Origin of the sequence: Bradyrhizobium sp. SZCCHNS3016, assembly GCF_032484535.1 — a bacterium.
In the GTDB taxonomy this organism is placed as follows: domain Bacteria; phylum Pseudomonadota; class Alphaproteobacteria; order Rhizobiales; family Xanthobacteraceae; genus Bradyrhizobium.
This window is the reverse complement of record NZ_JAUETE010000001.1, coordinates 298,117-310,505: the sequence shown is the minus strand read 5'-3', so window position 1 is coordinate 310,505 and position 12,389 is coordinate 298,117. Positions and strand designations below refer to the sequence as shown.

The 12,389-nt window shown below is 64.9% G+C and carries 13 protein-coding genes; 7 read left to right on the top strand and 6 right to left on the bottom strand.

Annotation, left to right across the window (positions count from 1 at the left end; all coding sequences use genetic code 11):
* Nucleotides 1–251: 251 nt before the first annotated feature.
* The 4 genes from QW881_RS01465 to QW881_RS01450 form a co-directional block, all read right to left on the bottom strand.
* Nucleotides 252–1,229, bottom strand: coding sequence for a HEAT repeat domain-containing protein (locus QW881_RS01465; protein WP_315754935.1), 978 nt, complete (start codon nucleotides 1,227–1,229; stop codon nucleotides 252–254).
* Between the two features lie 2 nt (nucleotides 1,230–1,231).
* A complete protein-coding gene (locus QW881_RS01460; RefSeq protein ID WP_006609939.1) occupies nucleotides 1,232–1,465 on the bottom strand; it encodes a ferredoxin family protein in 234 nt (77 codons plus the stop codon).
* Between the two features lie 21 nt (nucleotides 1,466–1,486).
* The gene (locus tag QW881_RS01455) at nucleotides 1,487–3,229 is read right to left on the bottom strand and encodes a fumarate reductase/succinate dehydrogenase flavoprotein subunit (RefSeq protein ID WP_315754931.1); all 1,743 of its coding nucleotides are present in this window, start codon (nucleotides 3,227–3,229) and stop codon (nucleotides 1,487–1,489) included.
* 110 nt (nucleotides 3,230–3,339) lie between these two features.
* Nucleotides 3,340–4,113 (bottom strand): ferredoxin--NADP reductase, encoded by a 774-nt coding sequence (locus QW881_RS01450; protein WP_315754929.1) that lies wholly within the window; start codon nucleotides 4,111–4,113, stop codon nucleotides 3,340–3,342.
* Between the two features lie 254 nt (nucleotides 4,114–4,367).
* On the opposite strand from QW881_RS01450, the gene QW881_RS01445 reads away from it, so the two are divergent.
* From QW881_RS01445 to QW881_RS01420, 6 genes are all read left to right on the top strand, one after another.
* Nucleotides 4,368–4,658: a gamma-butyrobetaine hydroxylase-like domain-containing protein gene (locus QW881_RS01445; RefSeq protein WP_315754927.1), complete on the top strand. Its 291-nt coding sequence runs from the start codon at nucleotides 4,368–4,370 to the stop codon at nucleotides 4,656–4,658.
* A 77-nt stretch (nucleotides 4,659–4,735) separates the two neighbouring features.
* The gene (locus QW881_RS01440; protein WP_316158066.1) at nucleotides 4,736–5,521 is read left to right on the top strand and encodes a Crp/Fnr family transcriptional regulator; all 786 of its coding nucleotides are present in this window, start codon (nucleotides 4,736–4,738) and stop codon (nucleotides 5,519–5,521) included.
* Nucleotides 5,522–5,684: 163 nt separating this feature from the next.
* Nucleotides 5,685–7,100, top strand: coding sequence for an ABC transporter substrate-binding protein (locus QW881_RS01435; RefSeq protein WP_316158067.1), 1,416 nt, complete (start codon nucleotides 5,685–5,687; stop codon nucleotides 7,098–7,100).
* Complete coding sequence (locus tag QW881_RS01430) at nucleotides 7,097–7,984, top strand: ABC transporter permease (protein ID WP_316158068.1); 888 nt, start codon at nucleotides 7,097–7,099, stop codon at nucleotides 7,982–7,984. Before QW881_RS01435 ends, QW881_RS01430 begins: the two co-directional genes overlap by 4 nt.
* On the top strand, nucleotides 7,981–8,853 hold the full coding sequence (locus QW881_RS01425) for an ABC transporter ATP-binding protein (protein WP_315754919.1): 873 nt from the start codon (nucleotides 7,981–7,983) through the stop codon (nucleotides 8,851–8,853). Before QW881_RS01430 ends, QW881_RS01425 begins: the two co-directional genes overlap by 4 nt.
* Before the next feature lie 311 nt (nucleotides 8,854–9,164).
* Nucleotides 9,165–9,923, top strand: coding sequence for an SDR family oxidoreductase (locus QW881_RS01420; protein ID WP_315754917.1), 759 nt, complete (start codon nucleotides 9,165–9,167; stop codon nucleotides 9,921–9,923).
* Between the two features lie 13 nt (nucleotides 9,924–9,936).
* On the opposite strand, the gene QW881_RS01415 is transcribed toward QW881_RS01420, so the two are convergent.
* Entirely contained in the window at nucleotides 9,937–10,962 is a 1,026-nt protein-coding gene (locus tag QW881_RS01415) for a LacI family DNA-binding transcriptional regulator (protein WP_315754915.1), read from the bottom strand.
* A gap of 18 nt (nucleotides 10,963–10,980) precedes the next feature.
* On the bottom strand, nucleotides 10,981–11,247 hold the full coding sequence (locus QW881_RS01410; protein WP_315752486.1) for a hypothetical protein: 267 nt from the start codon (nucleotides 11,245–11,247) through the stop codon (nucleotides 10,981–10,983).
* Here QW881_RS01410 and QW881_RS01405 point away from each other — a divergent pair.
* Nucleotides 11,186–12,325, top strand: a complete 1,140-nt coding sequence (locus QW881_RS01405) for a sugar ABC transporter substrate-binding protein (RefSeq protein WP_315754912.1) — start codon at nucleotides 11,186–11,188, stop codon at nucleotides 12,323–12,325. The two genes, QW881_RS01410 and QW881_RS01405, sit on opposite strands and share 62 nt — an antisense overlap.
* Nucleotides 12,326–12,389: the final 64 nt, after the last annotated feature.

The following is a 12,389-nucleotide window of genomic DNA, read 5'->3' as shown; positions in this document are numbered from 1 at the left end:
CATGGCCGGATTGGCCGGCCGCTCTCCCCGTTTGCGCTGCAGCGGTCATGATGCCCGATGGATGCGTCCGACGTTTCTGTCAGACAATATCGGAGCCGTCCAGAAGGGGGCGTGGGGTGCACGAGAACGTGCGGCGCGCGGCGCTGCGGGGCTCGCGCGCGATCGGCTGCGACGTGATCGTCGCAAGGCTCGTCATCTGTCCTGCCGTCTGGTCCGCCAGGCGGTCAGGAACGCTCGTGGCCGGCGCACGATTACGCGCCGGTTCTCGCCTTGCTCGCCGCGATCTGGTGCAGCGCCCATCTCGCGTTCTTGCGCACGTCCGGATCGAGATCATCGGCGACCAGCGCGAGGTACGGCTCGCCGTCGGGCGCGGCGATCTCGCCCAGCGCAGCCGCCGCCTCCTTGCGGAGATTGGCCTGCTCGTGGGTGATGCAATGGCCGATCGGCCGCACCGCATGCAGCGCCTTCATGCGTCCGAGGCTGCGGATCGCCTTCAGGCGCACCTGCCAGAACTCATCCGCCAGGCAGGCGATCAACGGATCGGCGGCGACGGCACCATTGACGTTGAGCCCGAGCGTCTCGGCCGCCATCTCCCGCACCATCCAGTCGGGATCCTTGAGCGCCCGGGTGATGGTCTCCGCGGCGATCTTCATGTGTGAGAAGGCGAGCGCGCTGACCGCGGCGCGGCGGACATGTGCATCGGGATCGCCGATTAGCGCCGTCAGGGCGGGAATCGACTCCTCGAGCTTGAGGAAGCCGATGACGCCGATCGCCTGCACGCGGACCGCGGCATCCGGATCCTGCAGCGCCTCCAGCACCGGCTTGAGCGTGTCCTTGCGCCGCAGCTCCTTCAGCGCCCGCAACGCGCCCATCCGGACGAAGGCGTGGGCATGCTTCACCAGCGGCAGGATGGCGTCGGCCGAAGCGGGATCCTTGAACTCGGCGAGACTGTCGGCGGCTGCCGATGCGACGATCCGCTCGGGATCGACGAGTAATTGCACCAGCGCCTCCGCCGTCTCCGGCCCGTCGAACTCGCCGAGCGCCATGGCGACCTGCTGGCGCACGCCGGCGTCGGGATCGGCGACCATCTTCGCCAAATGCGCGACCGCGGCGGGATCGCCGGAATGTCCCAACGCGATGATCGCGACCCGCCGCTCCGCCGGATCGGCAGCACCGAGCCGCTCGTCGGCGTCGTCGAGATCGTCGTAGGCTTCGAACGGGCTCGTCATGATCACCTCAACAGATAGGGAATGTTGACGGTGACGGCGCCAGTCGGGCAATCCGCCTCGCAGGGCATGCAGTACCAGCATTCGTCATAGGCCATGAAGGCCTTGCCGGTCATGTCGCTGATCCTGAGCACATCGAGCGGGCAGACGTCGACGCAGACCGTGCAGCCCTTGTCGGCGATGCATTTGGCGTCGTCGACGACGACCGGGACCGACGTCTGATAGGTTGCAAGAGGCATGTCTCGTTCTCCTTCTGATCGTCAGGCGCTGGCGCGGATGCGCTGCTTGTCGTAGATGTCCTTCTCGTCGTCCGCGATCGGCACGACATAGGGCTGCACCGCCCGCTTCTCGCTGGTCATGCGGCCGTCCAGCTTGCTCAGCAGCGTGTGACAGAACCAGTTCTCGTTGTCTTTCTCCGGAAAATCGGTGCGCCAGTGATAGAGCCCCCAACGGCTCTCCTCGCGGAACAGCGAGGCATGGGCGGCCATGTCCGCGCAATCCATGATCGATTGTACCTCCAATGCGCGCAGCAGTTCATGCGCGTTGCGTGCGATCATGCGCTCCTGCATGTCCTCGCGGACCTCGGCGAGCCGGCGCATGCCGAGCTCGTACTTTCGCGTCACCTTCGGCGGTTGCAGATAGTCGTTGACCAGGCGCCGCGTCTTGTACTCGATCTGGTTCGGCGGAATGCCGTCCTCGCGCTTCGTCGGCGCCAGCACGCGCTCGCGCTCCTGCGCGATCTCCGCCGCATCGATCTCGCCGAAATCATGATTGTCGGCGAACTCCATCGCGTCGAGCCCGGCGAACGATCCGTTGGTGAATGCGCCCAGCATGTAGTTGTGCGGAACGCTGGCCATGTCGCCGGCCGCATAGAGCCCGGGGACGGTCGTGCGGGCATTGTCGTCGACGAACACGCCGGAGGCGCTGTGGCCGGAGCAGAAGCCGATCTCGGAGATGTGCATCTCGATCGATTCCTTGCGGTAATCGACGCCGCGGCCCTCCTGGAACAGCCCGCGCGTCGGCCGCTCGACCTTGTGCAGTGTCTGCTCGATCTCCTCGATGGTCTTGGCGTGCAGGTGCTTGAGCTGCAGGAACACCGGACCCTTTCCCGACAACAGCTCGTTGTAGAATTCCAGCATCATCTGGCCCGACCAATAGTCGCATTCGATGAAGCGGCGATCCTCGTTGTTGGCGGTGTAGGCGCCGAAGGGACCGGCGACATAGGCGCAGGCCGGACCGTTGTAGTCCTTGATCAGCGGGTTGATCTGGAAGCATTCGAGATTGGCGAGCGCCGCGCCCGCGTGATAGGCCATCGCATAACCGTCGCCGGAATTGGCGGCGTTCTCATAGGTGCCGAACATGTAGCCCGACGTGGGCAGGCCAAGCCGTCCCGCCGCGCCCATGCACAGGATGACGGCCTTGGCCTTGATCACCAGCATCTCGGCGGTGCGGGTGTTGACGCTGACGGCGCCGGCGATGCGGCCATCGCTCGACTTCAGCAGCCGCGTCGCCATGTAGCGGTTGGAGATCAGGATGCGCGCGCGGCGCAGTTGCCGATACAGCGCCTTCTTGACGGTCTCGCCGTTCGGCATCGGCAGCACGTAGGTGCCGATATGGTGCACCTTCTTGACGGCATAGTCGCCGTTCTCGTTCTTGAGGAAGCGGATGCCGAAGCTGTCGAGCTCCTCGATGATCGAGTAGCAGCTCTGCGCGTATTTGTAGACCGCCTTCTGATCGACGATGCCGTCATTGGCGATCGTGATCTCCTTGGTGTATTGCTCTGGCGTCGCGTAGCCGGGGATGACCGCGTTGTTCAAGCCGTCCATGCCCATCGAGATCGCGCCGGAGCGCTTGACGTTCGCCTTCTCCAGCAGAACGACGTTGGCTTTCGGGTTCTTCATCTTGGCCTTCAGGGCGGCCATCGGACCAGCGGTGCCGCCGCCGATCACCAGCACGTCGCAGGACACCTCCGAGAGGCCGTCGACGATCTCATCCATTGCCATTCTAAGCTCCTGCTTGGCCGGGGTCACACCGGTCCGGATCAGACTTGTTCAACGGGGGCACCCGGAGATAGCAATTAGTTGTCGCCGGGACGCAATTCTTCCGCCAGCGCTCAGCGCTCGACGAACGCCTTCTCGACCACGAAATGGCCGGGCGTGCTGTGGTTGCCTTCGACGAAGCCGCGGCCCTCCAGCATGGCCTGGAGCTCGGCCAACATCGCCGGGCTGCCGCAGAGCATGACGCGGTCGGTTTCGACATCGAGGTCGGGCCCGCCGATGTCGGCGAACATCTGCCCCGATGCGATCAGGTCGGTGATGCGGCCGCGATTGCGGAACGGCTCGCGGGTCACCGTGGGGTAATGAAGCAGCCGGTCCCGGACCAACGGTCCGAGGAATTCGTGGCCGCGCAGGCCATCGACGAGCTGCTCGCCATAGGCGAGCTCCGAGACCTGGCGGCAGCCGTGGGCCAGCACGATGGTCTCATAGGTCTCGTAGATGTCGGGGTCCTTGATCAGGCTCGCGAACGGCGCCAGCCCGGTGCCGGTCGACAGCAGCAGCAGACGCCTGCCGGGAACGAGGTTGCCCGCGATCAGCGTTCCTGTCGCCTTGCGCCCCACCAGGATGCGATCGCCCTCTTTGATCTTCTGCAGCCGGGAGGTCAGCGGCCCGTCCGCCACCTTGATGCTGAAGAACTCCAGCTCCTCCTCGTGATTGGCGCTCGCCATGCTGTAGGCGCGCATCAGCGGCCGACCGTCGACCTCGAGCCCGATCATCGCGAACTGCCCGTTCTGGAAGCGAAAGCCGGGATCCCGCGTGGCGGTGAAGCTGAACAGCGAATCGGTCCAGTGCCGGACCGACAACACCGTCTCGGTCTGAAAAGCGCTCATCATCGTCTCCTGAGGCGCGGGGCGCGCCGTGTGGCGGTTGCTGACGACGATGTCGCGGAAACGGCGCGGTTCGGCAATTTCGAACGCGCCGCGGCGGTGGATTAGTTGCAAAGATTGTTCCGGGGATAGGCGAGCGCGTGGCAACGAAGCACCTCGCGCTCCACATTCCGTCGAACGAGGCAATTAGTTGCTGGATGCTCCGGACCGTCTCCCCTAGCGTGACGACACCGACCTTCGCACAACCAGGAGGCGCCATGATTGCAGCCGACATCGTCGACAGCGAGGTCAGTCCCGACCTGGCATCATTGCGGCTACGGAACGCCTGCGGCGCTCCCGCGGAGCTGTCCGCCGAGCGGCTGCGCCTATCCTGCATGTGCGCGCATTGCAGGCGAGCCCGCCTCGACGGCCGCTTCCCGGCGCAATTTCCCGGGATCGGCATCGTCGGGGTCGGAGATCTCGGCTACGGCTTGAACATCGCGTTTTCCGACGGCCACAATCGCGGTATCTATCCGAAATCATACCTTTGGGAACTCGTTGCCGCCTGAGGCGCGTCGCGCGCGGGTGACGGATGGCACGAACATTGCTCCGCTTCTGATCAGTGTGATCAATGCGGAGGCAAGACATGTTGCTGCAGGCGGCCAAATCAGCTGCGGACGCCGTGCCCTCTCCCATGACGTCAGCGCGCGCGGTGACCAGTTCGTCGCTCCTGCTCACCGAAAGCCAGCAATCCATCGGCGGCCCGCCGTCGCTGATCGAAAGGCTCAGCCTGCGCGAACGTGAGCAGGTGCTCAAGCAGGGCCGCCGCAAGGTGCTGAACCGCGGCCAGACGCTGTTCAGCCAGGGCGCCAGGCACGACGGCATCTTCCTGGTCGAGAGCGGCCGCATCCGCGTATTCTACACCTCGCCGCAGGGACGCGAGATCACGCTGGCCTATTGGCATGTCGGCAATTTCGTCGGCGGTCCCGAGGTGTTCGACACCGGCGTGCATCAATGGTCGGGCGTCGCCGCCAGCAACGCCAGCGTGATCCAGCTTCCCGGCAGGGAGCTGCGAACGCTGGTGGCGGAGATCCCCAATCTCGCGATCGGGCTGATCGAAGGACTGAGCTTCAAGGGAAAATGCTACTCCGCCCTGGCGCAGATGCTGGGAACGCGTTCGATCACCGAGCGGCTCGCCCATCTGCTGCTGCATCTCGTCGACCTCTACGGCGTGGACGATCCCGACGGCAAGGTCATTGCCGCGGCCTTCACCCATGCCGACATCGCCCACATGGTCGGCGCAACGCGGCAGTGGGTGACGATCAGCCTCAAGCGGATGCAGGAGAAGAATATCGTCCGCACCAAACGTTCGCAGATCGTGGTCTGCCGGCCTAAGGTCCTGGAGGAGATGCGCGGCCAGGCAGCGGATTAGCCGGCCTGCTCATGCAAGCGGCTATCATGAGCGAAATTGCCCAAGGAGTACGCAACCGGATTTTGACGGCAACTAATCCACCCGCGGCCGAACTCCGGATTTGCGCTCGCGGACGCGGCCTTCATCATGGCGCCATCAGCCATCCAACCGAACGGGGATGAGAATGGTCCGCTGCCGTCACGCGCTCTTACTATCCGTCACCTGTCTGTCCCTGATCGCGGCGCAGCCCGTCGCAGCAGAGACAGTCACGATCGGCATAGGCACCCAGGACACCACGACCAACACGGTGACTGCCGGCACCATCGTGCGGCAGCTTCATCTGCTGGAGAAGTATCTGCCCAAGGACGGCAAATACGCCAACATCAAGTTCGAGATCGAGTGGCAGAACTTCACCTCCGGTCCGCCCGTCACCAACGGGATGATGGCGAACAAGCTGCAGTTCGGCATGATGGGCGACTACCCCCTGATCGTGAACGGCTTCACCTTCGAGACCAATCCCGAGAGCAAGAGCCGACTGATCGCGGTCGCCGCCTACAGCCTCGCCGGCTCCGGCAACGGCATCGTCGTGCACAAGGACTCGCCCTACTACGAGCTCTCCGACCTCAAGGGCAAGCTGGTCAGCGTGCCGTTCGGCTCGGCCGCACATGGCATGGTGCTGAAGGCGCTTCAGGACGGCGGCTATCCGGCGGATTTCTTCCAGCTGGTGAGCCAGACGCCGGAAGTCGGCTCGACCAACCTGCAGGAAAAGAAGATCGACGCGCACGCCGATTTCGTGCCGTTCGCGGAGCTGCTGCCGTTCCGCGGCTTTGCGCGCAAGATCTTCGACGGCGTCCAGACCAACCTGCCGACGTTCCACGGCGTCGTCGTCCGCACCGACTTCGCGGAAAAATATCCCGAGGTCGTCGTCGCCTATGTCAAGGCGGTGATCGCCGCCAACCAGTGGCTGCGCCAGGATCCGAAAGCGGCGGCCGAAAAGATCCAGGAGTGGACCGGGATCAACAAGGAGGTCGTCTATATCTTCCTGGGCCCCGGCGGCAACATGACCACGGATCCGACGATCAAGCCGGCGCTGGTGGACGCCGCCGCGACCGACGTCAAGGTGTTGCAGAGCCTCGGCCGCATGAAAGATTTCGATCCGAAGACATGGGTCGACGACAGCTACATCCGCAAGGCCTATGCCGAGCTGAAGCTGGACTATGACAAGGATCTCGCCAGCAGCGCGAACTACGAAATCTCCGGCGAGGACAAGTTCTGCAACAGGCCGATCACCGAGCCGCGCAAGGCCGGCGAGGTCTGGGTCGACGGCGAGGGCATCAATGCCTTCAGCAGCGCGGCCTGCACGCTCGGCGCCTATGCCGACTACAAGGCCAAGGGCAAGAAGATCAACGTCGCCTACGTCTTCGACACCGCGCGCGGCATCAAGCTGTTCGCCGACCAGGCCTTCTTCGCCGCGGCCAATGGCGAGATCGCGCCGTTCCTTCTGAAGAAGGATGCCGAGGCCTATGCCGCGAAGATCGGCGGCAAGGTGATGGGACTCGATGACGCCGTGAAGCTGGCGGTGGCGGGAGGCAAGACTTGAGCAGCCCCGCCTTGATGACATCCCCCGACCAGGCTGCGGCGACCGCCGCGCCTGGCACCGAGATCCCGCCGAGCCGGCCGGACATCTCCGCCCGCGCGGCGCGCTGGTTCCGGTTGAACCAGGACAGGCTGCAGTCGGTGCTGATCGGCACCGCGTCGCTGATCCTGTTCCTGATCGTCTGGCACCTGATGACGACCTACCGCGTCGTCTTCTTCGTGAAGTTCACCAACGTGCCGGCGCCGCTGGCCGTCTATGCGAGCTTCACCAAGGCGATCCACGATCCCAAGTTCCTGATGCACATCCTGCTCAGTTGCCGCCGGATCTTCATCGGGTTCTCGTTGGCCGCACTGGTCGGCGTGCCGCTCGGCCTGATCATGGGCCGCTTCAAGCTGGTGCACGAGATCGTGTTTCCGGTCGCCGAGGTGCTGCGTCCGATTCCGGCGATCGCCTGGGTGCCGATGGCGATCATGCTGTGGCCGACCAACGAGCAGAGCATCGTCTTCATCACCTTTCTCGGCTCGTTCTTTCCGATCCTGGTCAACACGCTGCACGGCATGACGCTGGTCGATCCCGTGCTGGTGCGGGCCGCCAAATGCCTCGGCGCGCGGGAGACCGCGATCTTTCGCGAGGTCTATTTCCCGGCGTCGCTGCCGCACATCTTCACCGGCCTCACCGTCGGCATGGGCGTCGCATGGGTGTCGCTGATCGCGGCCGAGATGATCTCGGGACAGTTCGGCATCGGCTACTTCACCTGGGAAGCGTATTCGCTGGTCCAGTATGCCGACATCGCGCTCGGGATGATCGCGATCGGCGTGCTCGGGCTCGGCTCGAGCCTCATAATCCGCGCAGCCGGACAGTTGGTGATGCCCTGGAGGTCGCGATGAGCCAAGCCGCAGCGGATACGAGACAGGGCCATATCGAGGTCCGCAACTTCGCCCTGAGCTATGAGACCATCGACGGCGCCGTCGAGGCCGTCACCGACACCCAGATCCAGGTCGAGCCCGGTGAGTTCGTCTCGATCGTCGGACCGTCTGGTTGCGGCAAGTCGACACTGCTCAACGCCGTCGCGGGCTTTCTCAAACCCACCAGCGGCGTCGTCACGGTCGACGGCCATGCCGTGACGGGTCCGAGCGCCGAGCGCGGCATGGTGTTCCAGCAATATTCGCTGTTTCCCTGGAAGACGGTGCGCGAGAACGTCGAGTTCGGGCTGAAGATGCGCGGCATGCCGAAGTTCGAGCGCGCACGCGCGGCGCGCACTTTGCTCGGGCTCGCCGGCCTCGAGGCGTTCGAGAACCATTATCCCGAGCGCCTCTCCGGCGGCATGAAGCAGCGCGTCGGCATCGTGCGCGCGCTCGCCACTGGTCCCAAGGTGCTGCTGCTCGACGAGCCGTTCGGCGCGCTCGACGCGCAGACCCGCATCATCATGCAGCAGATCCTCACCAACATGTGGCAGCGGCTGAAGATCTCGGTGCTGTTCGTCACCCACGACATCGACGAGGCGATCTTCCTGTCCGACCGCGTCTACTGCATGACCGCGCGCCCGGGCTCGATCAAGGCCGAAATCCAGATCCCGCTCGAGCGCCCACGCCAGCAAGCGATGATGATGTCCTCGGAATTCCTGGCGCTGCGGCGCGGGCTGATGTCGCTGATCCGCGAGGAAAGCCTGAAGGCGATGGGCGGCGAGATCACCGATCTCGGCATGCAGGGACTCAGTATCGAGCTGCAGGGCCAGTCGATCGCCGAAATCCTCTGAGGCGCTCGACCCGCGACGTCCGCTCCAGCTACGCCCGAAAGCGCCCGATGGTCGCATCCGGGCGGGCGCGTCAGTGCTGGCGTCCCTGCCGGTCCTGACGCAGAATGCCGGAAAGCCAAACAAGGACATCGCAGGGGGAGCGCCCGGATCCGTCAGCATCGACATCGGGCGCGAGTTGCTCGCAGGCGCACACGAAGGGGTCCAGGCGAACGCGCACCGGCTGTGCATCGCACGGCACGGACGACGTTCGAGATGCGGCCAGTGTCGTCATCGGGCGCGGCTGCTCTCCAGGCGCAACTGAGAGGAAGCCAATGCAGGGCACCATCTATCCAAGCCTCAAGGATCGGGCCGTCCTCGTGACCGGCGGCGGCTCCGGCATCGGGGAAGCCATCGTGCGCAATTTCGTCGGCCAAGGCGCGCGTGTCGGATTCATCGACATCGATCTGGAGGCCTCGCAGCAACTGCTGGCCAGCCTGCCTGCGGAGGCCAAGGTGCACTTCGAGCATGCCGACCTTCGCGACATCGGTGCGCTGAGGGCTGCGGTCGCCGGCGCCCGCGCGGCGCTGGGGCCGATCACCATTCTGGTGAACAACGCCGCGCGTGACGACCGGCACGCGATCGAGGACGTCACGCCGGACTATTGGGACGAGCGCATCGCCGTGAACCTCAAACATCAGTTCTTCGCGGCCCAGGCGGTCGCGCCGGACATGATCCAGGCCGGAGGCGGCGCGATCGTCAATCTCGGCTCGGTGAGCTGGGTGCTGGGCCAGGGCAACATGCCCTGCTACACCACGGCGAAGTCGGCGATCCAGGGACTGACCCGCGCCCTCGCCCGCGATCTCGGACCCAGCAACGTGCGGGTCAATTCCATTCTTCCGGGCTGGATCATGACCGAGCGGCAGCAGAGACTCTGGCTGACGCCCGAGGGCGAGGCCGAGCTCATGCGGCGCCAATGCCTGAAGCGCAAGCTCGTGCCGGGCGACATCGCCCGCGTGGTGCTGTTCTTCGCCGCCGACGACAGCGGCGCCTGCACCAACCAGAACTACATCGTCGACGGCGGCTGGGCCTGAGGCTCGACCATCATCACGAAGCCACGAGGTGCGGTCCGGTGCTGCCGCGTGCGACGATCTCGAAGCCGAGGTCGATCCGCCGCGTTCTCGGCCGCTTGCCGGTGGCGATCACCTGAAGCACCAGTTCGGACGCCACGCGCCCCATGTCGGAGCGCGGCGTCAGCACGGTCGACAGCGGCGGATTGGAGGCCGCCGCGAATTCCAGGTCGTTGAAGCCGATCAGCGAGATCCGGCGCGGGACCTCCAGCCCCGCCTGCTGGCAGGCGAATAGCGCACCCAGCGCGATGTTGTCATCGCAGCAGAAGATCGCATCGGGAGCTCCGCTCGCGAGCATCTCCTCGGTCAGCTTCCGCCCCAGCGAGATCGTCGCCTGCGCCGGCAGCCAGGCCACCAGCGACGTGCCGTCCAGCCCGGCTTCCGCCAGCGCCGCGCGATACCCCTCCAGCCGGGCGCGGGCCCGGTCGTCGCGCTGTCCCGAGAGATAGGCGATCCGCCGATGTCCCAGCTCGATCAGGAAGCGGGTCGCGGCATGACCGCCGTTCTGCTGCGAGAGTCCGACATTCAGATCGATCGGATCGTCGGTCAGCTCGAACGTCTGCACCACCGGAATCCGCGAACGTTCGAGAACGCGCCGCGCGGCCCGCGTCTGGTTCACCCCGACCAGGATCAGCGCCTCGATGTTCTGGCCCAGCAGCGTCCTGATGGCGCCCTCTTCCTCCTCCGCCGAATAGCGGCTGCTGACGACGACGGGGCGAAAGCCGAGCGGCAGCAGGGTATCGTAGATCGCCTGCAGGTAGTCCGCGAAGATGCCGTTGGAGAGCGACGACACGACGATGCCGATCGAATGCGTGCGGGTGGAGGCGAGCCGGCTCGCCGCGAAGTTCGGCACATAGGCCAGCCTGTCGACTGCGGCATCGATCCGCTTGCGCAACTCCGGCGACACCATATCGGGCCGCCGCAGCGCCCGCGACACGGTGACAGCGCTGACATGGGCGATGCGCGCGACGTCCTCCAGCGTGGTGCGACGCTTCTGAGACATGATCCTTGCAACATTGATTCACGCGGATTTGTCCGAACCATATTCATGACATGCGACCGGCCGCTTGGCAAAAGCCGCGCGACGGTAATTGACAGCGCTGTCATTGATCAGTAACGCTTGGCGGGTCGAGACGACGAGCAATGCTCGCACAACCTCCGGAAACAAAGAGGCGTCTCGCACATGCGTCATTGATTTGGCGCCACAACAACAGGGGAGGTCACGAATGTCGTCCAAATCGATGAGGGCGCGATGCCTTGCCACTTGTGCATCGCTGGTGTTGGTCACGGCGTTTGCCGGCAAGGCGCTGGCGGAGCCGGAGATGGTCAAGGGACCGGCGACCGAGCCTGAATGCATGGTGCCGTGGACCGCGGACACCAAGTTCTTCAAGTTTCCGGCCAAGAAGGGCCCGTACCGCATCGCACTGGCGAACGGCTACATCGCCAATACCTGGCGCATCCAGATGATCCAGACCGCGAAGGCCTATGCGGCGCAGCCGGAGGTCAAGGCCAAGCTGAAGGAGTTCAAGGTCGTCTCGACCGGCGAGGACGTCCCGGCCCAGATCTCGGCAATCAACAACTTCATCGACTCCGGCTATGACGCGATTGTCGTCAACGCGCAGAACCCGACCGCGTTCGGGCCGGTGATAAAGCGCGCCAAGCAGGCCGGCGTCATCCTCGTCGCCTTCGACAACATCCTTGCGACGGAAGATGCGATCAACGTCAATGTCGACCAGAAGGGTCTCGGCGAACTCTGGGCGAAGTGGCTGGTCAAGAACGTGCCCGGCGGCGGCAAGGTGCTCGAGGTGCGCGGCGTCGCCGGCACCTCGGTCGACACCGATCGTCACAACGGCTTCCACTCCATTCTCGACGGCTCCGGCAAGAAGTGGCAGGTCACCGAGGTCGTCGGCAAATGGGACGACGGCGTCGCCCAGAAGGCCACGGCGGATGCGATCGCCACCAATGGCCCGTTCGATGCGATCTCCGGCCAGGGCGGCGACACCGGCATCGTGCAGGCCATGCTCGACGCCAAGCACAAGATGGTGCCGTTCGGTGGCGAGACCGAAAACGGCTTCCGCAAGTTCTGCGCCGCCAGGGCGTCCGAAGGCCTGAAATGCTCTTCCGCCGGCACCGGCCCTGCGCAGGTCGCGGTCGCGATCAAGGTCGCGCTCGCCGCCCTCGAAGGCAAGGTGGTGCCGCAATCGGTCAAGCTGCCGCTCGCCGTCGTGGAAGATCCGAACTTCAAGAAGGATCAGGACTACTTCCCGGCACAGTCCGACAACTTCTTCGTCGGCAACTCCTTCCCGACCTGCGGCATCAACTTCACGGCGCAGGAGATCATGGGCCAGTCGAAAGAGAACCAATAGGCCGGTGCGATCGCTGGTCCGCGAGTTCTCTCGCGGCCAGCCCGTCCCTATTGCCCAAACGACT